Raw genomic sequence first — 23,075 nt, forward strand, 5'->3', positions numbered from 1 at the left:
CGCTCAGGCGTGGCGGCGTTTAGGCCAGTTCGGCGAGGCGCGCCTGCTGGCGGGCCACCAGCCGGTCGATCTCTTCCACTGCCCGGGCCGACAGGGTCACCGCCGGCGCGCGGGCAGTGGCATGGGCCATGGCCCCGCGACTGGCGAGAAGATACTTGCGCACCGCCAGACCGTGGCCACCCGGCTGCACCTCAAGGCGCAGCAGCGGCAGATAGGCGTCGAACAGGTCATGGGCCCGCGACCACTCGCCAGCCGCCGCCAGGCGCACGACGTCGGCCATCATCTCCGGCCAGGCAAAGCCGGTCATGGCGCCATCGGCGCCGCGGCGCATTTCCTCCACCAGAAACTGACCGCCATTGCCGCAGAGGATCGGCAGGCGTCGCGCGCCGGCCGCTTCCTGCGCGCGCAAGGCGCTGATCTTCTCCAGCCCCGGCCAGTCCTCGTGCTTGAGAACGGCAAATGTCGGACACGCCCCGGCGATGCGACGGATGCCGTCGGGCGAGAGGTGAACGCCGGTGATGACCGGGAAATCCTGCAGGACGAAAGGCACGGGGCCCAGATAGTCGGCCACCGCCTGATACCAGGTGAGGGCCTGGTCATCGCCACGCAGCGAGGCCGCCGGGGCGATCATCACGCCGGCCGCACCCAGATCCATGACCCGGTCGGCGAGATCCTTCATGGGCGCGAAGCCCGGCGCGGATACGCCGACAATGACGGGCACCTGGCCGGCCAGGCGAGCCAGCACCCGCCGCGCCACCTGGACCGACTCTTCGAGAGTGAGTTTCGGCGCTTCGCCCATGATGCCAAGCAAGGTGAGGCCGTTGGCACCCTTCTCCAGATAGAAGTCGCAGAGCCGGTCGAGGCTTTCCAGATCGAGCGCGCCATCGGGCCGGAAGGGTGTGGCGGCAATGGTGAAGACGCCGTGCGTCGCGGCGGTCAGGGGTTGGGACACGCGGCGGCTCGCTCAGTGGTCATCAGCGACGGCGAAGGCACGGTGGCCAACGCCTTTCTGGATTTCATAGATGGAGCCGTAGGTCTCGGGCTGTGGCAGGGGAATACGCACCGGCGCCGGCTCGAGCCGCGCCCGCAGGGTTGGCGACCCCGCCACCATGCGGGAATTGAACTCCTCCAGGCTCTCGAAATTGCCCCGTCCGCCGGCGATGGGCCACGCATCCGCCGCCATATATTCCATGAACAGCATGCGACGGTCGCGCGCCGACCGGTTGAGGTCGGAGCCGTGCACCAGGCGCACATGATGGACGCTGACCGCGCCGGCCGGGCCGGTCACCGCCACCGCGTCGGCCGGGTCGAGGCCCGATGCGGCCAGATCCATGGCGCCGACGAAGCGGCCATTGTGGTGATGGTCATGGGTCGGCCCGGTGTGGCTGCCGGGATAAACCAGAAGCGGCCCGTTGTCGGGCCCGGTGTCCGACAGCATGACGCCGATGGCCAGCCCTGAATCATTGGTGCAGGGATAAAAGGCCCAGTCCTGGTGCCACTCCACCGCAGCGCCATAACCCGCCGCCTTGACGTTGAGTTTCGTGGTCTGCAACCGCACGTCGGGGCCAAGCAGGCCGGTGAGTATCTGAAGAACGCGCGGATGGCGGACCAGATCGCCAAAGACGGGGCTGACCAGATCCGGCCGCTTGAGGCGGCGCACCCGCGGCGCGTCGGGGCGGTGGCTGTCTTCCAGGTCATACAGGTCGTCGGTCAGGTGGGTGGCGCGGTCGAGGCCGCCGGCGGCGGCGATCAGACGGTCGGTTTCGCCATTGACCCGGGCCAGCGTGGCGGCGTCCAGCACACCTTCCACAAGCAGATAGCCCTGGTCGCGGTAGCGGCGGATGTGGGCGGCAGACAGCATGATCGGGTTCCTGAGGTCTATTTGTGGGTGGCCGAGAAGACGCGATATCTGGTCATGACCGGCGATTTGCTGATTATACTTATCCGACATGAACATACAGAAATTCGACACCAGTGACGGTCCGCACCGGATCGCCTTTCTGCTGCTGCCGGGCTTTTCTCTGGCCAGTCTGAGCGCGGTGCTGGAGCCTTTCCGCGTCGCCAACCGCCTGGCGGGGCGGCCGGTGTTCGCGCCGCGCTTCTTGTCACCGGACGGCCAGCCGGTGGCGGCCTCGGCCGGTCCGGCGGTCATCGTGGACAGTGCTCTGGCGGAGGACGGCGCCCTCGTCGGCGACGGGGCGCGCCATCCCGCAAGGGGCCGGGCGGCACCATGGCGCATTGTCGTGGTACCGGCCGGTGACGCGGTGGAGACAGGGACGGCCGCCGCACGGCAGGCGGTGTATCGCTGGCTCCGGCGGGCGGCGCGCGATGGCGCGTGGCTGCTGGCGCCGGCCAATGCGCCGTTGCTGCTGGCCCGCGCCGGTCTGCTTGATGGCCGTACGGTGACCGCCCATTGGGAAGCGGCGGCGGCGCTGACGGAAATGCACCCGGCGGTACGCCTGCGGCCCGATGCGTGGGTGCATGACGGGCGGATTCTCACGGCCAGTGGTGCGGTGGCGGCGACCGGCATGGCCCTGTGGCTGATTGGCCGGATGGTGGACGAGCCGCTGGCGCGGACGGTGGCCGATCAGTTCAACTTGCCGCCGACCGTGGCTGTCGCCGCGGGGCAGGCCAGGGCCCCGGTGAGCGGGGCCAGGCCCGATGTGGCGGCGCGTCTCGGCATGGCCCATGGCGCGCTGGCGGCGGCGGTCGCGTTAATGGAGAGTCATGTGGAACAACCGCTGGCGATCGCCGGGATTGCCGCGCGCAGCGGCTTGTCGCAGCGCCAGCTTGAACGGCTTTGTCGCACCACGTTGGGCACAACGCCCAAGGGCCACTATCTGACCATTCGTCTTGGTCGGGCGCGTGAGTTGCTGGCCCAGACGCCGCTCAGCCTCAGCGAGATCGCCTATGCCACCGGGTTTTCCGGGCCGGCCCATTTCTCGGCCAGTTTCCGCCGTCGCTTCGGCTGTCCGCCGTCTGCGATGCAAAGGGGGTTTCGGCGGCCGGCTGTTGACTCGCAGGGCGGGCCGGACGTTTGATTTGGCCAGGACGATCCGGCCCATGCCGCCTTCCGCCATTGACGTGTGCCTCCGCCGGCCCCTGCGGTCATTGACCGGCGGCGAGCCGGTTTTATGGCACGGTGCGTGACGTTGGCGGCGGCGACGGACACGAACATGCCGGCCGGTTAAACGGCCCGCCACAGGGAGGGACAGGCCATGGCCTACAACGAAACACTGCGCCGCGACGTGCGGGTCAAAGCCCAGCGCGGGCTGGAGCTGCGCTGCAAGAACTGGCGGGCGGAGGCGATCCTGCGCATGCTGGAGAACAATCTGGAGAATGGCGAGAAGCCGGAAGAGCTGATCATCTATACCGGCGTCGCCAAGGCGGCACGGAGCTGGGAGCAGTTCGACCTGATCGTCGCGGCGCTGAAAAACCTGCGCGAAGACCAGACCCTGGTCATGCAGTCGGGCAAGCCCATCGCCATCTTCGATACCCACGAGCGCGCGCCCATGGTCATCATGGCCAATGGCAATGTGGTGGGCAATTACGCCGAGCCGGAAGACATTATCAACCTGGAGGAAAAAGGCCTGACCGTGGTGCCGGGCATGACGGCGGCGGCGTGGCAGTATATCGGCAGCCAGGGCATCATCCAGGGCACCTATCAGAGCTTTATCGGCGCGGCCGAGAAGTTCGGCGGCACCCTGGCCGGCCGCACCATCCTGACCGCCGGCTCCGGCGGCATGGGCGGCGCCCAGCCGCTGGCCGGCAAGATGGCCGGTGCGGCAACCCTGGTGCTGGACGTCCAGGCCGACCGCCTGCAAAAGCGCATCGACACCGGTTATCTGGACGTCATGGTTGACGATCTGGACGAGGCGCTGCGGCGGATGGACACGCTGGTCGCCAACAAGGAGGGCGGCAGCGTCGGCCTGGTGGGCAATGTGGCGGAGATCTACCCCAAGCTGCTGGAGCGTAACTGGCAGCCGGACATCGTCACCGACCAGACCATCACCGATCCCTATCGCGGCTATTTCCCCGCCGGCATGACGGTGGAAGAGACGCTGAAAATGCGCAAGGAGAACCGTGCCGAAATCAAGAAGCGGGCGCAGGAGTCCATCATCGTCCACGCCAAATGCATGATGGAGTTCGAGAAGCGCGGCGCCATCGTCTTCGAGTATGGCAACGGCCTGCGCTGGCAGGCGAGCGAAGCCGGCTTCAAGGATGCGCTGCAGATGGAGAGCTTCATCACCCTGTTCATCCGGCCGATGTTCTGCGAGGGCATGGGACCGTTCCGCTGGGTGGCGATCTCCGGCGACGAAGCCGACATTCACGAGGTGGATGACATCGTGCGTGAGACCTTCTCGGCCAACCATCCGATCGTTGACTGGATCAACATGGCCGAGAAGCATATTCACTTCACCGGCCTGCCGGCGCGTATCGGTTGGCTCGGCCACACCGAACGCACCACCCTGGCGCTGAAGGTCAATGAGGCGGTGGCCTCAGGTCGTCTCAAGGGTCCGATTGCCTTCACCCGTGATCATCTGGATTCAGGCTCCGTCGCCAGCCCCATGCGAGAGACCGAGCGTATGAAGGACGGCTCGTCGGCCATCGCCGACTGGGCTTTCCTCAACGCCATGCTCAACGTCTCGTCGGGCGGCGACCTGATCGCCGTGCACGGTGGCCAGGGCGGCCGGCGCTCGCAGTGTGCAGGCGTCACCACGGTGGCGGACGGATCGGCGCTGGCGGCCAAGAAGATTCCCGCCATCATGAATGGTGATACGGGCATCGGCGTGCTGCGCCATGCGGACGCCGGTTATGAAAAGGCCATCGAGACCAAAAAGAAGTTCGGCCTGGGGTTGCGCCTCGACGCCAACTGACAGAGCGCGGAGACGGGCGGCGCCAGGCGCCGCCCTTTTCGCGTCATGCACGATCATATGATGGCCGCCGTCCTGTGACGGCGGCGCCAACAGGGAGAAACGGGGATGCGGCGACGCCTGAACCAGGACGATATTGAACCGATGATGCTTGGCGGTCTGGTGCTGAGCGCCGGCGGCAGCGGCTTGAGCCGCATGGACTCGAACCGGGCGCAGGGCCGCATGGCCCTGGGTCTCGGCGCCATTGATCTGTGCACGCTGGATGAATATGACGCCGATGACGTGGTGCTGGTGGCCACCGGCGTCGGCGCGCCGGGCGGCGCCACCAAGCGGCGCAGCGAACCGCGCGACGCCATCCGCGCGGCGGAAATGGTCATCGAGGCCTATGGCAAGATGCCGGTCGGTGTCTTCGCCGCCCATGCCGGCGGCTTCGGCGCCTGGCTGATCGCCGCCGCCCTGAACATCGACGTGGTGGACGTGGCCGGTAACGGTCGTGGTCATCCAACGGTGGAGATGGGCGCGCTGGGCCAGGCCGGCGACACCACGGCGAGCGTTATCCAGGCGGCCTATTGTTCCGGCCGCATGGACGGTGATGCGCCCATCAGCGTGCTGTATGACGGCAATATCGCCAATGGCGAGTTCATTCTGCGGGCGGCGGCGACCCGCAACGGCGGCGGCATTCCCGCCGCCCGTGGGCCGCACACGGTGGCGTTCCTGAAGAAGCACGCGGCCGTCGGCGCGGTGGACTATCAGTACAAGATCGGTCAGGCCATGGCGGCGAAGAAGGAAGGGCCCGAGCGCTACAAGGCGACCACCAAGCCGACCAAGGGCAAGATTCTGGTGGAAGGCAAGGTGGTGTCCAACACCTGCAAGTATGGCGGCGGCTTCGATGTGGGTTTCGTCACCATCGAAGGCAAGCAGGGCACGGCGCGGCTGGCTGTCTGGAACGAGTATATGGCGGCCGAATTGAACGGTAAGCGCGTCGGCACCTTCCCCGACCTGCAGGCCAGCATGGACCTGAAGACCGGCAACCCCATCGCTATCTCGGAGATGAAGAAGGGCGTTGAGGTGGCGATCCTGACCGCCTCCAAGCATGACATCACGCTTGGCGACGGGGTGTGGGACAAGGCGGTCTATCCGCAGGCGGAAGAGATGCTGGGCATTTCCATCGCCAAGGAGGCGCTGGCCGGCCGCACCGGCGGCAAGAGCCGCCGTCGCTAGAGCGGCGCGCGTCGCCGGGGTGCGGTCATGACCGTTGAACTCGCGGCGCGCGACCACCTGTCGCTGGCCAACCTCGCCCGCGCTGCCTTTGCCGGTGAGGCCGTGCGCTTCGCCACGTCGGCGGCGCAGCGCATGGACTGGGCGCGGGGCCATTTCCTGGAACTGCTGTCGGCCAATCCCGACGCCTTCGTCTATGGAGTGACCACCGGCGGCGGCATGGATGCGCTCAAACGCATTCCACAGTCCCAGTGGCAGCAGAAGGCGGCGCGGCCGCCACAGGCGTTTGGTCAGGCGTTCGGCGGCGGCGTTCTGCCGGACGCCGCCGTGCGCGCCATCGTCTTTGCCCGGCTGGCAAACTTCGTCGAGGGCAATGCCGCCATCAGCAGCGCTACGGCGGCGCGCGTCGCCGCCATGCTGGACGGCGGAGCGATGCCGGTGGTGCCGCGCTGGGGCCAGGCCGGGCCCGGCGAGATCGTGCCGCTTGGCCACATTATGAGTGAGTTGCGCGATGGCGCGCTGGGCATCCGCGAGGACGGCGCGCTGTATAACGGCTCGCCCGTGTCGGCCGGCCTGGCCGGTCATGCGGCCTTGCTGGCGGCGCCGCGCCTCCGGCTGATGGCGCGGATTTTCGCCCTGTCCATCGAGGCCTTCAAGGCGCCGCTGGATGCCTATGATCCGGCGCTGCGCCCCTTGTGGGGCGATGACCATGAAAGCCGGGCGCTGGCCATGCTGTGGGCGGACATCGGCCAGGCTGACCGCAGCGAACGCCGCTTCTATCAGGCGCCGGTAAGCTGGCGCATCGTGCCGCGCCTGTTGGGCACGGCGCTGCGCGCCGCCGATACCCTGGCCGATGTGGCGGCGGTGTCGCTGCGCTCGGTGACCGACAACCCGGTCTATGTGCCGCCGGACCATCCGACCTGTGGTGACGATCACCCGCACGGCCGGGTGTTTTCCAACGGTGGCTATCACAACGCCACGGCGACGCCGGCCATGGACAGCCTGGCCGCCGCACTGGCCGACCTTATCAGCCTGGCCCACCGTCAGGTGGTGAAGATGCACAAGCCAGCGGTGTCGGAACTGCCCGACCGGCTGATGGTGGCGGCGCACAACTTCTCGACCCACCGCCTCGACTATGTGGCCAACGGCCTGGAAGAAGAGGCGCGCCGCGCGGCGCAGACGACGTTGCTGTCGTCCGGCGAGATCGGTGCGTCCGAACAGGACGATGTGCCGGTCATGACGGTGGTGGCGTGGAACGGACTGGATACGGTGAGCCGTCTGGCCGACGCCATGATGGCGGTGCTGGCCGCCTCGGCCAGCCAGGCGCTGCAGGTGACGGGGCGGCGACCGGCGGCGGCGCTCCGTGATCTGCTGGACGATGTGCGACACTGGTTTCCGCCGGTGGAGTCGCCGCGCGCCCAGGGCGACGAGCTGGCGGCGCTGGCCAGCGCCTTCACCCGCTCCATAGAGCGGCTGGATGGCCGCGGACCGGTCGCCGAAGGAGCACAGACATGACCGTCACAGTGAACAGCCGGCAGGATTTTACGTTAGCCAATCTGCACCGCGTGGCGTTCGCCGGCGAAAGTGTGCGGCTGGGCGAGCAGGCCCGCGCTCGCATGGGCAGGACCCGCAGCCAGTTCATGGATCTGATCAACAATGATCCCACCGCCTTCGTCTATGGCGTGACCTCGGGTTATGGCATGGCGGCGAAGACGCGGCTGAACCCGGAGCAACGGCGCATTCACGCGGCGCGTCCGGCGCGTGCACTGGGTATTACCTATGGCCGGCGCATGGAGCCGCGTCTGGTCCGTGCCATCGTCTTTGCCCGGCTGGCCAACTATGTGGAAGGCAATGCGGCGGCGCGGCCGGTAATCGCCGAGCGAGTGGCGGCCATGCTGGACGGCCGGCCACTGCCGGACCTGTCGCTGGACGGTGCGGTCAGCGCCGGCGAAATCCTGCCGCTGGGTGAGCTGTTCGCTCACCTGTTCGGCGACGGCAACGAGGAAAAGGAGTCCGGCACGTTCGCCAACGGTTCGCCGGTGTCTTCGGCCATGCTGGGTGAGGCGGCGATCCTGGCACGCGGCCGGCTGGACATGGTGGCCCATGTGTTCGCGCTCTCCATCGAGGCATTCGACGCGCCGCTGGCGGCCTATGACGAGGCGCTGGACGATCTGTGGGGTGATGCGCATGACGCGGCGGCGCTGTCTGGTTTGCGCCGCCTGCTGGCCGGCGGTCGCACGGAACGCCGGCCCTACCAGGCACCGGTCAGCTTTCGGGTGCTGCCGCGAGTCCTGGGTCAGGCCCATCGGGCGGTTGCCCAGGCGGAACAGCAGGCGGCAACCATGCTGGCGGCGATCACCGACAATCCGGTCTATATCCCGCCGGAGCACCCCAGCAATGGCGGCGCCTATCCGCACGGCCGGGCGATCTCCACCGGCGGCTATCACAGTGCGGCGGCGGCGCCGGCGCTGGATGCGTTGGCGCAGAGCTGGGCCGACTTGCAGGCCATCGCCGACCGCCACACAACGAAGATGCACATGGGCCGCGTATCGCTTTTGCCGGACGGGCTGCGCAGCGACGACCACCCCTTTTCCACCATGGCGCTGGGGTTCGTCCAGGGCGGCTTCAGCGAGATGGCGCGGCATAACGCGCACACCACTTTTTTGCCGACCGGTCATTCCGGTGGCTCGACCCAGGACGATGTGGCCTGCGTCACGCCCATCGCCTACATCAAGGAGCAGGCGACGGCGCACTATCTGATGCTGGGTCTCGCCGGGCTGGCGGTGGTGGCGAGCCAGGCGCTGCATGTGACGGGGCGCGACGTGGCGCCACCGCTTACGGATTTTCTGGCGGCGGTGCGGCGGCTGTGTCCGCCGATCGCCAGCCTGCGCCATGTGGGCCATGACTGTGAGCGGGTGGCGGAGGCCATGGCCGGCGCGGTAGTGCGTGGCGATACAGAGCTGTGGCAGGAACAGGTGATGGGATTCGCCGGCATACCCGGCCCGGGAGGTCAGTCATGACCGTCATCCTGGAGCGCCGCAGTGACATGAATCTGGACTCCTATCGCCGCGTCGCCTTCGGCGGCGAGGGGGTGGATTTCGCGCCGGCGGCGATCACCACCATGGAGCGGACGCGGGCCAGCTTCCTCCGGCTGCTGGAAGAGCCGGACATCTTCATCTATGGCGTCACCTCGGGCTGGGGCATGGAGGCCGGGCGCAAGCTGAACGCCGCCGAGCGCGAGGCGCACGCCAAGGAGAAGCCCAATCACATCGGCGGCCAGTCGTTTGGCGGCGAGGCTTTGCCGGAGCGACTGGTGCGCGGCATCGTCTTTGCCCGCTTGACGAATATTGTGGAGGGTCATTCGGCGGTGCGGCCGGAACTGGCGCGGGAAATCGCCGCCATGCTGAACGGCCCGCTGCCACCGGTGCCGTCGGGCGGCAATATCGGCTCCGGCGAGATCATCCCGCTGTTCCATCTGTTCACGCCGCTGATGGGCGAGGCCCGCTCGGTCAAGGAACCGGGCGCGCTGCTTAACGGCTCGCCCATGGCCAGCGCCATGGCGGCGGATACGGCGGTGCTGGCCGGCCGTCGACTGCGCCTGGCGGCGCTGGTGCTGGCCCTGTCGGCGGAAGCCATCCTGGCGCCGCTGGCGGCCTATGATTCGGCCCTGGATGATTTGTGGAACGACCCGCACGAGGCACGGGCTCTGGCGACCCTGCGCGCCCTGCTGCAGGGCGGGGCGGCGACGCGGCGCGATTACCAGGCGCCGGTGAGTTATCGCATCCTGCCGCGGGTCCTGGGCCAGGCCGGGCGGGCGGCGGACCATATGGCGGAAGTGGCCAATGTTGCGTTGCGCGCGGTTACTGAAAACCCGGTCTATGTGCCGCCGCATCACCCGAGCAATCATGGCCGCTATCCTAATGGCCGGGCGGTGTCCAACGGCGGCTATCACAATGCCACCGCCGCGCCGGCGATGGACGGGCTGGCCCAGTCCTGGGCCGATATCGCCAATCTGGCCGGCCGTCACGCCAGTCATCTGTTCGATGGCGACTCGTCCCTGCTGCCGCCTGGGCTGGCGACGGCGGAGAGCCCGCTGCGCCTGCAGCTCTATGGCTGGATCGCGGTGTCCTATGTGGAGGCGGCGCAGGAGGCGGCACAGCGCACGCTGATCCCCGGGCGGGAGGCGGATCCGGCGGACGATGTTCACTGCACCGCGCCCATCGCCTGGGAGCGGGAGCGGCGGACGGCGCGCGAGATGATCAACACCCTGGCGGTGCTGGCGATGACCGCCAGCCAGGCGCTGCATGTGACGGGACGGACTGCGCCGCCGGCGCTGCAACCGCTGCTGGCCGACGTGCGCCGCCTGTTCGCGACCTCCGCCGCCATGCGTGACCACGCAGCCGAAGCGCGCGCCCTGGCCGACGCCATGGAGCAGGCGGTGCTGAGTGGCGCCATCCACGACGACCGGCTGACGGCATGACCGTTATTCTGAACAGCCGGCGGGACGTGACCCTGGCGGCGCAGCGGCGCGTCGCCTTCGCCGGCGAGAACGTAAGGCTGGGGCCGAAGGCGATGGCCGCCATGGAGCGCGCCCGTGCGTCTTTCATGGACTATATCGACGGCGATCCGGACTCCTTCGTCTATGGGGTGACGAGCTGGTATGGCGAAGGCGCCAAGAACCGTCTGTCGGTGGCCGAGCGCAAGGAGTATGCGAAATGGGCGCCGCATGACTGGACCGGCACCATGGGCGAGAGGCTGCCGGAGCGGGTGGCGCGCGCCATCGTCCTGTCGCGCCTGACCAACTTCGTCGAGGGGCACGCGGCCATCAGCCCGAAACTGGCGCGCCTGGTGGCGGCCATGCTGAAAGAAAAGAGGCTGCCGCCGGTATCGGTGGACATGAACGGCAGCGCCGGCGAGATCATCGCGCTGGGCGCGCTGTTCGATCCGCTGTCAAAGGTCTTTGTCATGCAGGAGCGGGACTTCGGCTGCCTGATCAACGGCTCGCCGGCGGCCTCCGCCCTGGTTGGCGATGTGGCGCTGCTGGCGGGTCCGCGCCTGGCTCTGGCCGAGCAGGTTTTTGCCCTGTCGGCCGAGGCGTTCAACGCACCCATGGATGCCTATGATCCGGTGTTCGACGACTGGTGGGGCGACCCGTACGAGGCGGCGGCGCTCAAATCCCTGCGCCGGTTGCTCAAGGGCGGCAATCGCACACGGCGGCCCTATCAGGCGCCGGTCAGCTATCGCATCCTGCCGCGGGTCCTGGGGCAGGGCCGGCGGGTGGTGGCCCAGGCGGAAGAGGTGGCGGCGATCTCACTGTCGGCGGTGTCGGACAATCCCGTATGGGTCATGCCGTGCAAGCGCTATCCCAAGGGCACGGCGCTGTCCAACGGCGGCTATCACAATGCCAAGGCCTATCCGGCCATAGATAATGTGGCGGCGATGTGGGCCGATCTGTGCCTGGTGGCCGACCGCCAGACGGTCAAGCTGCACCGTGAGGACATTTCCCTGCAGGGGCACCTGACCATGAGCGGCGCGCCGGGCTTCACCACCCACATGCTGCGCATGGTGCAGGTGGCCTATGGCGAGGCGGCGCGCCATGCGGCGCAGCGCACCTTCCTGCCGGGCAGCGGTGATTTTGGCCAGAACGACGTGACCTTGCCGACCTTTCAGGCGTGGGATCGGGAGCGCCGCGCGGCCACGGCCTTCGAGGCGTCGCTGGCCCTGCTGGCGGCCAGCGCCAGCCAGGCGCTGGCCACTACCGGGCGCAAGGCGCCGCGGGCGCTGAACGGTTTTCTCGAAACCGTGCGGCAACACTTTCCGCCGATGGATGAACGCAAGCCACGGCGCATGGGCGAGTATGCGGAGCGCCTGCGTCGCGCCTTCGCTGCCCGCGTACTGGCCGATGCGGCGGCGACACCGGCTGCGGCCGGACGAAAGCGTCGCCCATGACCATCACCCTGGACAGCCGCAAGGACTTTACCCTGGCCAACTATGCGCGGGTGGCGGCCGGCGAGGGTGTGGCGTTCAGCGATGGGGCGCGGCAGCGCATGAGCGACGAGCGGGCGCGTTTCATCGCCCTGCTGGACAGTGATCGCAGCCAATTCATCTATGGCACCACGTCGGGCGGCGGGCCGGATGCCAAGAACGCAATTCCGGCGGACGAGCAGCGCAAGCGCTCCGCCTGGAAGCCTGAATCCGCGACCGGCGCCGGATTTGGCGGCGAGCCCCTGCCGGAGTCGGTGGTGCGCGGCATCGTCTTCGCGCGATTGGCCAACTATGTGGAGGGCCATGCCAAGAGCCGGCCGGTGATGGCCGAACGGGTGGCGGCGCTGCTGGACGAGCCCATGGCCGAGGTGCCGTCGGGCGGCCAGGTGGGCCCCGGCGAGGTCCTGCCGCTGGCCTTTGTCACGGCCAGGCTGTGGGGCGATGACCTTGAAGAGGGCGAGCCCATGGCCCTGATCAACGGTTCGCCGGTGTCGGCCGCTCTGGCTGCGGATACGGCCTTGCTGGCGACGCCGCGCCTGGCCCTGGCGGAGGAAGTGTTCGCCCTGTCGGTGGAAGCCTTCAATGCGCCGCTCGACGCCTATGACCCGGCGCTGGACGATCTGTGGGGCGACCCCTTCGAGGGCCGCGCGCTGGTGTCTCTGCGCCGTCTGCTGACCGGTGTCAGCACAGAGGGCCGGCGGCCATATCAGGCGCCGGTCGGCTGGCGCATCCTGCCGCGGGTGCTGGGCCAGGCGTGGCGGGCGGTGGACGGCGTGACCCGGGCGGCGGAAGTGAGCCTCGCCTCGGTCACCGACAATCCCGTGCTGGTGCCGGCAGACCATGATCATCCGCACGGCCGGGCGCTGTCGAACGGCGGCTATCACAACGCCATGGCGACGCCGGCGTTGGACACCCTGAGCCAGAGCTGGGCCGACCTGGCGAGCCTGGCCGACCGCCAGACCACCAAAATGCACGCCGGCCCCACCTCGCTGTTGCCGGCCATGCTGAAGCCGGCCGGCAGTCCGGGCTTTGGCACGGCTATCCTGGCCATGGCGGCCATCGGCTTCGTCGAGGACGCGCGCCATGCGGCGCAGCGAACCTTGCTGCCGGGCAGCGAAGGCGGCGGCTTCGGCCAGAACGACGTGGCCTCGCCGACCATGCAGGCGTGGCGCAAGGAGCGGCAGGCCGCCGCCGCGCTGGAAGCGACGCTGGCCTGTCTCGCCATCGCCGCCAGCCAGGCGCTGGCGGTGACCGGCCGCACCGCGCCACCGGCGCTGGATAGCCTGGTGAGTCTGGTGCGCCGGCATTTCCCGCCGGTGGCGGCAGCTACCGAAGGGCGCCGTTTTGGCCCGGAGGCGGCGGCGCTGACGGCGGCGTTCAGGGATCGAATCGCCGGCCCGGCGGGCACCAGCGCAGAGTCCTGACGGTTCGACCGTCGGACCGCCTCCATATTTCCAATGCAGAACGAATTGTTCCCGTGGCCGCTTGGGTTGTGCTCACAACAATGTCAGACATGGCTGGAAATCCGGCCCGGTCCGGCCAAAACGCAGTCGGTGAGCGGTTAGGCGGGCGGCGGGTTTCCTCTGATGAATCCGGTGGATTTTCAATGAATTAGACACATTGGTGCGGGCCATGGGTGAGGCCGGTCAGACGAATCGACCGCTCCGGGTCACGGTTTTGCGTGTGCTATTGCCTTGCGTCTGTCTCCGGCGCTCCCGTATTCTTCGCCGCGCAGCAGAACAAGTCGGACGCATCGGGGTTCCCGGAGCAGTCAATAACCGGCGGTGCTGAGCAGGCAGTGAACAGGCGCTGCGTCGCGGAAGTGTCGTATAGGAGCGGTCCGGGGAAGGATCGTGATCGGGAGATTTCCGGCGGCATTGTGTTCTGTCTTACCTGAACGGACTGGGGGGAAGCGCCGGAATGGCTTATTTCGTCGTCAAGCGTCTCGGGCAGTTGCTGGTCGTCATGTGGGCGTGCAGCTTCATCCTGTTTGTGCTCACCGCCGCATCGCCGGCGCGGGTCGAGGTCAATATCCTTGGCCAGTTCGCCGTCCAGGCGCAGTATGAGATTCTGCGGGAAACCCTGCGGCTCGATGATCCCCTGCTGGTGCGCTACACCCGCTGGATGGGGCAGATCGCCGGTCTCAGCCCACATCCGCTGACCGATCCGAAACTGAACGAGGCCATCGCCGGGGTGGAAGACTTGCGCGGCCGTGGCGCCGGCGCGCGAACCGACCTGGGTCTTGAGGACTCACGCGGTGAGCAGTACTTCCTCAACTTCGGCTATTCCATGGAGACGCGGCAACCGGTCAACGACTTCGTCTGGAACCGTCTGGGCAATACGGCCATGCTGGCCGGGTTCGCCTTTGTCATGATCGTTCCCATATCCCTGATCATCGGCGTTTTCGCCGGCATGAAAGAGGGCAGCCTGCTTGACCGCACCCTGTCCATGTCCTCGGTGGTGACCACCTCGATCCCAGAATTCGCCTCGGCGGTCTTCCTGCTGGTCATCTTTGTCTTCACGCTGCGGGTGCTGCCGGGCACCAGTCCGCTGGTGGATTTCACGGACTGGTCTCTGCTGCAGCAGCTTATCCTGCCGGCCGCCGTGCTGGTGTTGTATGACATCGGCTATGTGGCGCGCATCGTTCGCGGCTCCATGGTCGAGGTGATGACCCAGCCCTATATCCGCACGGCGATTCTCAAGGGGCTGAAGTATCGCGAAGTGATCACCCGCCATGCCCTGCGCAATGCGATGATCGCCCCCTTCACGGTGCTGCTGTTGCAGATTAGCTGGTTGCTGACCGGTGTCGTGGTCACCGAAGTGGTGTTCGCCTATCCCGGTCTCGGCCGCACCGTCCTGCAGGCGGCCCTGTTCAACGATATCGAGGTTCTGCAGGCGACCACCCTGATTGCGGTCATCATCGCCGTTGGCACCCAGTTCGTGGGTGACATCGGCTACATGATTCTGAACCCGCGCATCCGGCTGACCTAGGAGATTCGCAATGGCTGATCAGACCAGTGTGAACCGCGCCGGCGTGCTGGCGGCCGATGATGCCCAGCCGGCGCAGCGCCTGCCCGGTTGGGCCAGCAAGACCGTCTTCGGATTCGGCCTACTGACCGAATCCTATCCCGCCATGATTGGCGTCGGGCTTATTGTCTTCTGGGTGCTGGTGGCGATCTTCGCCGGGGTGCTAGCGCCCTATTCGCCAACCGAGAGCTTCCCCGGCGCGCTGGCCACCACCGGGTTTTCGCCGACGCCGGAGCACTGGCTGGGCCTCGACAATCTGTTCCGCGACAGCCTGTCCCGCGTTCTTTACGGCGCCCGCACGGTCCTGTTCGTCACGCCCCTGGCGGTGGGCACGGCCTTTATCATCGGTTGCACACTGGGTCTGACGTCAGGCTATTACGGTGGCTGGATCGATGACATCATCCAGCGTATCTCTGATGTCATCCTGGCTTTCCCGCTGCTGATTCTCTACGTCATCCTGATCTCCACCTATGGCGCGTCGATACAGAACATCGTCATCGCCATCGGCCTTGGCGCATCACCGGGCATCGGCCGCATTACCCGCGGTCTGGTGCTGGACATCCGCGAGCAGGAATATGTGAAGGCCGCGCAGATCCGTGGTGAGTCCAGTTTCTTCATCATGCTGATCGAGCTGCTGCCCAATGCCCGCGGGCCGCTTATCGTCGATATGTGCCTGCGCTTCGGCTATGCCATCATCACCATCGGCGGCCTGGGCTTTCTGGGCCTTGGCCTGCCGCCGCCCAACCCCGACTGGGGCAGCATGGTGTCGAAGTCGATCAACTTCATTCCGGTCTCGCCGGAGATGGCCATATTCCCGTCCATTGCGATTTCCTCGCTGATTGTCGGCTTCAACCTGCTGGCGGACGGGCTGCGCGAGATTGCCCATCGCGACTAATGGCCACTGCTGCGGATGGCCACTGCGGCGGACGGGTTGTCGCAGCGCAGCACAACGGGCGGTGGCCACTTATCCGGCCTCTCCCGGCCTATCACCGGCGCGATACCGCGCCATGGACAACCGGTGCGTGACGCGCGCGCCAGGACAAGACGGATAGCACCATGACCGACGTTCTTGACCGACCCGGAGCATCTGGCTCGCGTACCGGCGGACCCGTCCTGGAGATCAATGACCTGTCGATCTCCTACTTCATCCGCGCCGGCGAAGTGCCGGCCGTGACCGACTTCAACCTCAAGCTGCAGCCGGGCGAGAGCTATGGCCTGGTCGGCGAATCCGGCTGCGGCAAGACCACCGTCGCCATGGCGATCATGCAGTATCTGGGCCTTAACGGCCGGGTGGTGAATGGTGAGATCCTGTTCGAAGGCCAGGACCTGGCGACGGCGCCGGCGGAAGAGCTGCGGCGTATCCGCGGCGCCCGTCTGTCCATGGTCTATCAGGATCCGCAGACCGCGTTGAACCCGTCCATGACCGTTGGCCGGCAGTTGATGGAAGTGCCCATCCGCCACGAGAACGTGTCGCGGGAAGAGGCCTATGACCGCGTCGCCGCCATGCTGGACGAAGTGCGTATGCCCGATCCCAAATCGGTCATGCGGCGTTTTCCGCACCAGATTTCCGGCGGTCAGAAGCAGCGCGTGGTCATTGCCATGGCACTTTTGTCCAACCCGTCGCTGCTGTTGCTGGACGAACCGACCACCGGACTGGACGTGACCATCGAGGCCGCAGTGGTCGACCTCATCGCCGAACTGCGCGAAAAGCACAACACGTCGCTGCTATACATTTCCCACAACCTGGGTCTGATCACCAAGGTCTGTGACCGGGTCGGCGTGATGTATTCGGGCGAGCTGGTGGAAGAGGGCAAGATCCGTGACGTCTTCAAGAAGACGCGCCATCCCTACACCATGGGTCTGTTCAACTGTATCCCGTCCATTTCCTCGGTTGGCCGGCAGACCAAGCTGACGCCGATCCCGGGTCAGGTGCCGCTGCCCAACCAGCGGCCGCCGGGCTGCACCTTCGGGCCGCGCTGTCACGCCTTCCGCGCTGGCACCTGCGACCAGAATGTGATCCGGATCGAGGGTGTAGCCGACGATCCGGGCCATTCGGTCCGCTGCATCCGCTGGCGGGAGGTGGACCCGATCGCCAAGGAGCCCATGCCACGGGCCAATCTGGAGTCGGCCGAGACCGTCGTCTCGGTCGAGGACATGTCCAAGTTCTACGAGCAGCGTGACTTCAGCATGAAAGCCATGCTGTCCGGTCGTACGCGCAACTATGTCAAAGCCAATGAGGACATGGATTTCGAGGCGCGGCGCGGTCAGACTCTGGCCATCGTTGGCGAGTCCGGCTGTGGCAAGTCCACCTTTGCAAAGGTGCTGACCGGCATCGAGGAAGCGACGGCGGGAGCCATTCAACTGCGCGGCGAGAACATTGCCGTGGTGCCGGTGCGCAAGCGCGGCCGCGAACTGATCCGCTCCATCCAGATGGTGTTCCAGAACCCGGATTCGACGCTGAACCCGTCGCACTCCGTCGGCTGGGCGATTTCACGGGCGCTGACCAAGCTGGCCGGGCCGGATGAAAGCTCAGGCGAGGGGCGGCGGCGCAAGGTGCTGGACCTGCTGGACATCGTCCGCCTGAACCACCAGTTCATCGGCCGTAAGCCCCGTCAGTTGTCTGGTGGCCAGAAGCAGCGCGTCGCCATCGCCCGCGCCTTTGCCGGCAATCCGGAGATCGTTATCGCCGACGAACCGGTATCGGCGCTGGACGCCTCGGTACAGGCCGCGGTCATCAACCTGCTGCGGGAAATGCAGGAGCAGTACAACACCACGGTCCTGCTGATCAGCCACGATCTGGGTCTGGTTCGTTACCTGGCCGATCATGTGGTGGTCATGTATATGGGACGGGTGATGGAGTACGGCCCGGTCGAGGACATTTTCGAGCCGCCCTATCATCCCTATACAGAAGCCCTGCTGTCGGCGGTGCCGGTGCCGGACCCGGATCTGCAGCAGACCCGCATCCGTCTTGAGGGTGAGATCCCGTCGGGCTTCAACCCGCCGCCGGGCTGCCGCTTCGCCTCGCGCTGCCCGCGCAAGGTCGGCGCCATCTGCGACACCACGCTGCCGCCGATGGTGACGGCATCGCCGGGCCACACCATCGCCTGTCACATACCGCTGGACGAGCTGAACAAGGTGGAGCCGATCTTCAATTTCGGCGGCGCGGAGGGTGACGGCGACACGGCCAGACACTGACGGCCGGCCGGGACGCTTCATGGCGGCCCCGGCTACTTAGGCCCCGGCTACACAGGTAAAGAAGGCGTCGCCCCCGGGGCGGCGCCTTTTTCTTTCCGGGTGCGGCAGCGGGCCGGGATATGCGGAAGCGGGCCGGAACCGCGCCACGGTTCCGTAGTGGCGGCGGTTCAGCCCGGCGCGACGCGCCGTGGCAGGGCCAGAATGAGCACGAGGCCGGCGATGAATCCGCCAAGGTGGGCCTGCCAGGCGATGGCGCTGCCGGCGGTGTCGCCGAAGCCGACAAAGCCCAGCAGCACATTGAGGATCAGCAAAACGGCGACGAAGCCGGCCGCCGCCTTCAGCCCGCCAAGCCGCCAGGCGTAGAGCCGGGTGGCGGCGCCGAGGCAGCCATAGACCGCACCGGACGCGCCGATGACGATAACCGGCGCGGGGCCGACCAGGGCGGTCAGGGTGAGCGCGCCGGCGGCACCGGTGATCGCCAGGAACAGGACAAAGGCAGGGCGACCGATGGCGCGTTCGACGGCGCTGCCGATGGCCAGCAGAAAGCCGGTATTGAGAATGACATGGGGCCAGTCCGCGTGCAGCGCCATGTGGCTCAGCAGGGTCCCCCATTCGTGCAGGCTGGTGCGGCCGCTGTGGTCGGGCTGAAACTGCGCCAGGAAGGCCGCCGGACTGAAGGCCAGCCATTCCACGGCCGGCCCCAGGAGATGGGGCAGCAGCACATGGAGAAGCAGATGGATGGCCAGCAGGCCGATGGCCAGCCCCTTGGTGACCGGCGGCAGGTTGAAGACGGGCGGGCCGGACCGGAGGCGGCGCGGCTGGCCGGAAGCGCGGAACACGGGACAGGGCTCTCCACTACAGGGCGACGCGACGGGCGCGCAACGGATGGGCGTAAAGTGACAAGGTGGGTGGACGGAGATCGGCCCGCGCCGGACAACTGCATCTGCCCCCGAGTGTAACGCGAACCCAGTGTAGCAAGAACGCCGGCCGGCCGACAGACGGCGGCGGGGCGGGCGGCCCGGTCTATGGGCGACTATTGTGCCAGGCCCAGGCGGTTTCGACGATACGGGTCAGGCTGCTGCCGGTTGCTGTCCAGCCCAGGATTCTTTGTGCGTGTTCGGCGGCGGCCACCAGCCGCGGCGGATCGCCCGCCCGGCGCGGCGCGGCAGTGATCGGAACCGGCCGGCCGGTCACCTGCTCTACCGCGTGAATCACCTGGCGCACCGAATGACCCGTGCCGCTTCCCAGATTGAGGGTCAGCGAGTCGCCGCCGGCCAGAAGATGGTCCAGGGCCCGCACATGGGCCGTGGCCAGATCATCCACATGCACATAGTCGCGAATGGCGGTGCCGTCAGGGGTGTCGTAGTCGCTGCCGAAAACCGCGAGCGGCGCGCCACCGGCGGCCGCGTCCAGTGTCAGGGGAATGAGATGGGTTTCGGGCGTGTGCGCCTCGCCTATAAGGCCAGTCGGGTCGGCCCCGGCGGCGTTGAAATAGCGCAGCGCCGCGTGACGCAGGCCAAGACTGTGCCACGACGTCATCAGGGACTCCGCCGCCAGCTTGGTGCGGCCATAGGTATTGAGCGGATTGAGCGGCGTGGACTCGGCGATGGCCGCCACGTCGGGCCGGCCGTAGACGGCGCAGGTGCTGGAGAAGACGAGAGAGGTGAGGCCGGCCCGCGTCATGGCGTTGAGCAGCGACAGGGTGCCGGCCACATTGACGTCCCAGTAGGTGGCCGGGTCGCTTTCCCCTTCGCCCACCAGGGCGAGGGCGGCGAAGTGCATGACCGCGGCCGGGCGGTATTCGGCCAGTGTCGCATCCAGCGCGGCGCCGTCGCGGATATCGCCCTGGACCAGCGGACCCCAGCGCACCGCCCGGGCGTGGCCACGCGACAGGGTGTCGAACACCACCGGCCGGTGACCGGCCGCGGCCAGGGCCTTGGCCGCGTGGCTGCCCACATAGCCGGCGCCGCCGGTGACCAGAACCGTGACGGCGGCGGCAGGCGGTGGCGTTCCGGGCATGATCAGCGCTTCAGCCCAAGGACCGCCACATGGCCGGCATCGTGTATGGCGATGGCGCCATCGCCGTCGGTGTTCATCACATGAACAGCGCGGCAGGCGCGACGGATGCGGTCAATGTCGCTGAACAGAGAATAGGAATAGTAAATCCCGTCGCCCTCGGAGTAGTGCCAGCCTTTGCCGCGGGTCTTGAGCCACACCACCGCCGGCCACAAACCAAGCCGCCACAGCCAGCGCTTGGCAAGACGGGCCCCGGGGGGCCCCATGCCATAATTGTTGTTGTCGGAGAGAAAGATCGCGCGATCGGCGACCCGCAGCATTTCGTCAATGGCGCGAGAGGCATCGCGGATATGGTGCAATGCACCGAAGGCACAGACCAGATCGAACGCGCCATCGGCCTGCGCCAGCGCGAGAGCGTCGCCGGCGACAAGTTCTGTTTCAGTCAGGTCGTGCTGCGCGTGGCCGATGCGCCGCAGGTCTTCCGACGGCTCGATACCCAGTACTCTGATGCCGGGAAGTTCCGCCTTGATACGTCGCAGGGCGCGCCCGGTACCGCTGCCCACATCGAGAATGGACCGCACGCCGGCGTGACGCGCCCAGCCGATCAGCACCGCGAGGGCCAGGTCATGCTCGCCCTCGTCACTGGCGTGCCAGTCATCATAGTGGCCCGCGGTGCGGGCATAGTAGCTCTGCTGCAAGGTAAATTCGGGCGGGGTTCCCGCCATCGGCCATCTCCTGCATCGGTGGGAACGGCATTGTGGCGGCTGCGGCGTGGCCTGTCACGCCGGGCCCCTGCGTGGTTCGGACCCGCCACCCCATGGCCCGGATAGTCATGGCCGGGCGGAGTGGTCGGCCGCAACCGCGGCGTGGAGTGGTCGGCCGCAACCGCGGCCAGGGGGTGGGTTGCGGCGAGGCGGCCGGCCGGGCAGACTTATGGTCTGAACGACCTGCACCGGCGTTTATGCGCGTATGGAGACCCGCCTCATGATCCGATTCCTGAGCGCCGTGGCCTTGGCCCTGCCGCTGGCCGGCGGGTTCATGGCTGGTGGGCCGTCGCTTGCCAGTGACGCTGAACGGGGTGCTCCAACGGTGGCCGAGCCCGCGTCCGGCAATACACCGTCGCAGGAATCCCTGCTGAACATGGACCGCGACCAGTTCGCCAGCTTCTTCGACGACCTGGTCTCGTCTGCCTACCGGTCGCCCGCCATCGCGGACGGGAGTTTCATCATCGGCGGGTTCAGCCCGGTCATGAGTGAATGGTTCGCCTATGGCGCGTCGCGTCGCCCGGACCTGTTCCGGCAATTGCTGCGCGACCTTCAGGGCGTCACCGATATGACCCAGCGACGCGGGATTCTCGAGTCGGCCCGTGACAGCCTGGGCCGGGAAATATCGAACCTTGAATCGAGCCAGGCACGGCTGGACGCCCTCCGCAGGGAGACGGGCGTGTCGTCCGAGGCGCGCATGGCCCGGACCCAGGCCTATTACGAAGAGCGGGCGCGTCTGCGAGACGCCGAGGACGCCCTGGAGGTGCTGAGCATCTGGATGGAGTTCCCTCACGAGGGCACCCGATAGCCTGCACCGGTGCCGCCGCGCCGGTATTTTCCGTTGCCGCCGGCTACGGCCAATGCCAGAGTTTCGCCCATGACGGACGTGGTGCAACGCCCGCCGTCGGCGGGGTGATGGCAGGGACCAGACAGCAGGGAACAGGGAATGGACGAGCCCGCACAGATGCAAGCGCGCGACCTGATCGATATCGAGCGCTATCCCATAGACCGGCTGGACAGTGTTGAGGGCCAGGCCCTGGTGGCGGCGTGCCGGGCCGACCTGAAGGCGCGCGCGTTGTGCCGCCTGCCCGGCTTTATCCGGCCCGCTGCCCTGGAGATGCTGGCCGGTGAAGCCAATCCGTTGACCGCCTATGGGCTTCACCGGTCGGAGGAGCGCACCTTCATGAGTTATGGCCAGGACGTGTCCGGCCTGCCGGCGGGTCATCCGCGTCGCGCCCGCCACCACGCGGCCTATCGCCAGGTGATGAACTACCGCATCCCCAACGACAGCCTGATCCGCAGGCTTTATCTGTGGCCGGCGCTGACCGAGTTCGTCCGCCAGGTGTTCGGCGCAAGGACCCTGTACCAGAGCCAGTGCCCGCATCTGGCCCTGACCATGAAGGTGGAAGGGGAGGGCGATACGGACGCCTGGCACTACGACCCCAATGACGGGGTGGTGTCGCTGCTGCTGCAGAAGGCGGACGAGGGCGGAGAGTTCGAATACGCGCCCTATCTGCGCACGGAAGAGGACGAGCGGTTCGACCAGGTGGCCAAGGTGTTCGCCGACCCCACGACCCACGCCCAGCGTCCGCCGGTGGAGCCCGGCACCTTCGTCTTCTTCAACGGCCACCTGTCGCTGCACCGGGTGCGGCCGGTGGGCCGCACCCGCAAGCCGCGCATCATCGCGCTGTTCAGCTATGACCAGGAGCCGGACCAGGTGTTCAACCAGAGGTTCATCGACCACCTGCACTCGTTTCCAAGCGACGCGCCGTGGCCGAAGCGTCAGGCGCCGGCCCGGGCGGCGGAGTAGGGCGGCGGGGCAGAGCGGGGTAAAGGGCGGACGCGCCGCGCGTCACGACGAGCGCGGATGCGGTGCAGGCCACGCGGGGCGGGCGATCTGGCCAGTTCCTGGATGGGGCGAGGCCGGATGGCCGTGCGGAGTGCCCGTCTGGCGCGCCCGAGAGGATTCGAACCACTGACCTCTGCCTTCGGAGGC

The 23,075-nt window shown here is 67.4% G+C and carries 18 protein-coding genes; 13 read left to right on the forward strand and 5 right to left on the reverse strand.

All coding sequences use genetic code 11. The features are described from left to right. Nucleotides 1-19: 19 nt before the first annotated feature. Together RIE31_08925 and RIE31_08930 are read right to left on the reverse strand one after the other, a co-directional pair. Nucleotides 20-952 carry a dihydrodipicolinate synthase family protein gene (locus tag RIE31_08925; protein ID MEQ8640712.1) on the reverse strand — a complete coding sequence of 311 codons (933 nt, stop codon included), beginning with the start codon at nt 950-952 and terminating at the stop codon, nt 20-22. Nucleotides 953-964: 12 nt separating this feature from the next. After that, a complete protein-coding gene (locus RIE31_08930; GenBank protein ID MEQ8640713.1) occupies nt 965-1,861 on the reverse strand; it encodes a phytanoyl-CoA dioxygenase family protein in 897 nt (298 codons plus the stop codon). Nucleotides 1,862-1,949: 88 nt separating this feature from the next. Here RIE31_08930 and RIE31_08935 point away from each other — a divergent pair, with 88 nt between their 5' ends. The 11 genes from RIE31_08935 (at nt 1,950) to RIE31_08985 (ending at nt 18,299) form a co-directional block, all read left to right on the forward strand. Next, nucleotides 1,950-3,041, forward strand: a complete 1,092-nt coding sequence (locus tag RIE31_08935; GenBank protein ID MEQ8640714.1) for a helix-turn-helix domain-containing protein — start codon at nt 1,950-1,952, stop codon at nt 3,039-3,041. 177 nt (nt 3,042-3,218) lie between these two features. Continuing rightward, complete coding sequence (locus RIE31_08940; protein ID MEQ8640715.1) at nt 3,219-4,877, forward strand: urocanate hydratase; 1,659 nt, start codon at nt 3,219-3,221, stop codon at nt 4,875-4,877. Nucleotides 4,878-4,982: 105 nt separating this feature from the next. Next, nucleotides 4,983-6,095, forward strand: a complete 1,113-nt coding sequence (locus RIE31_08945; protein ID MEQ8640716.1) for a DUF917 family protein — start codon at nt 4,983-4,985, stop codon at nt 6,093-6,095. Nucleotides 6,096-6,122: 27 nt separating this feature from the next. Beyond that, nucleotides 6,123-7,607: an aromatic amino acid lyase gene (locus tag RIE31_08950; protein ID MEQ8640717.1), complete on the forward strand. Its 1,485-nt coding sequence runs from the start codon at nt 6,123-6,125 to the stop codon at nt 7,605-7,607. Beyond that, a complete protein-coding gene (locus RIE31_08955; protein ID MEQ8640718.1) occupies nt 7,604-9,112 on the forward strand; it encodes an aromatic amino acid lyase in 1,509 nt (502 codons plus the stop codon). The genes RIE31_08950 and RIE31_08955 overlap by 4 nt, the downstream gene beginning before the upstream one ends. Further along, entirely contained in the window at nt 9,109-10,572 is a 1,464-nt protein-coding gene (locus tag RIE31_08960; GenBank protein MEQ8640719.1) for an aromatic amino acid lyase, read from the forward strand. Before RIE31_08955 ends, RIE31_08960 begins: the two co-directional genes overlap by 4 nt. Beyond that, nucleotides 10,569-12,041 carry an aromatic amino acid lyase gene (locus RIE31_08965; GenBank protein MEQ8640720.1) on the forward strand — a complete coding sequence of 491 codons (1,473 nt, stop codon included), beginning with the start codon at nt 10,569-10,571 and terminating at the stop codon, nt 12,039-12,041. Before RIE31_08960 ends, RIE31_08965 begins: the two co-directional genes overlap by 4 nt. After that, on the forward strand, nt 12,038-13,501 hold the full coding sequence (locus tag RIE31_08970; protein ID MEQ8640721.1) for an aromatic amino acid lyase: 1,464 nt from the start codon (nt 12,038-12,040) through the stop codon (nt 13,499-13,501). The genes RIE31_08965 and RIE31_08970 overlap by 4 nt, the downstream gene beginning before the upstream one ends. Before the next feature lie 496 nt (nt 13,502-13,997). Beyond that, nucleotides 13,998-15,068, forward strand: coding sequence for an ABC transporter permease (locus RIE31_08975; protein ID MEQ8640722.1), 1,071 nt, complete (start codon nt 13,998-14,000; stop codon nt 15,066-15,068). A gap of 10 nt (nt 15,069-15,078) precedes the next feature. Continuing rightward, nucleotides 15,079-15,999 carry an ABC transporter permease gene (locus RIE31_08980; GenBank protein MEQ8640723.1) on the forward strand — a complete coding sequence of 307 codons (921 nt, stop codon included), beginning with the start codon at nt 15,079-15,081 and terminating at the stop codon, nt 15,997-15,999. A 161-nt stretch (nt 16,000-16,160) separates the two neighbouring features. After that, entirely contained in the window at nt 16,161-18,299 is a 2,139-nt protein-coding gene (locus RIE31_08985) for an ABC transporter ATP-binding protein (protein MEQ8640724.1), read from the forward strand. A gap of 167 nt (nt 18,300-18,466) precedes the next feature. Here the strand turns inward: RIE31_08985 and RIE31_08990 are convergent, their stop codons facing one another. From RIE31_08990 to RIE31_09000, 3 genes are all read right to left on the reverse strand, one after another. Then, nucleotides 18,467-19,138: a rhomboid family intramembrane serine protease gene (locus tag RIE31_08990; protein MEQ8640725.1), complete on the reverse strand. Its 672-nt coding sequence runs from the start codon at nt 19,136-19,138 to the stop codon at nt 18,467-18,469. 184 nt (nt 19,139-19,322) lie between these two features. Further along, nucleotides 19,323-20,318 carry a UDP-glucose 4-epimerase GalE gene (gene galE / locus RIE31_08995; GenBank protein MEQ8640726.1) on the reverse strand — a complete coding sequence of 332 codons (996 nt, stop codon included), beginning with the start codon at nt 20,316-20,318 and terminating at the stop codon, nt 19,323-19,325. 2 nt (nt 20,319-20,320) lie between these two features. After that, nucleotides 20,321-21,040 carry a class I SAM-dependent methyltransferase gene (locus tag RIE31_09000; GenBank protein ID MEQ8640727.1) on the reverse strand — a complete coding sequence of 240 codons (720 nt, stop codon included), beginning with the start codon at nt 21,038-21,040 and terminating at the stop codon, nt 20,321-20,323. A gap of 259 nt (nt 21,041-21,299) precedes the next feature. Here RIE31_09000 and RIE31_09005 point away from each other — a divergent pair, with 259 nt between their 5' ends. Together RIE31_09005 and RIE31_09010 are read left to right on the forward strand one after the other, a co-directional pair. Next, nucleotides 21,300-21,887 carry a hypothetical protein gene (locus RIE31_09005; GenBank protein ID MEQ8640728.1) on the forward strand — a complete coding sequence of 196 codons (588 nt, stop codon included), beginning with the start codon at nt 21,300-21,302 and terminating at the stop codon, nt 21,885-21,887. Nucleotides 21,888-22,025: 138 nt separating this feature from the next. Beyond that, nucleotides 22,026-22,889, forward strand: a complete 864-nt coding sequence (locus RIE31_09010) for a hypothetical protein (GenBank protein MEQ8640729.1) — start codon at nt 22,026-22,028, stop codon at nt 22,887-22,889. Nucleotides 22,890-23,075 lie beyond the last annotated feature (186 nt).

Source organism: Alphaproteobacteria bacterium (assembly GCA_040218575.1).
Classification (GTDB): Bacteria; Pseudomonadota; Alphaproteobacteria; order JAVJRE01; family JAVJRE01; genus JAVJRE01.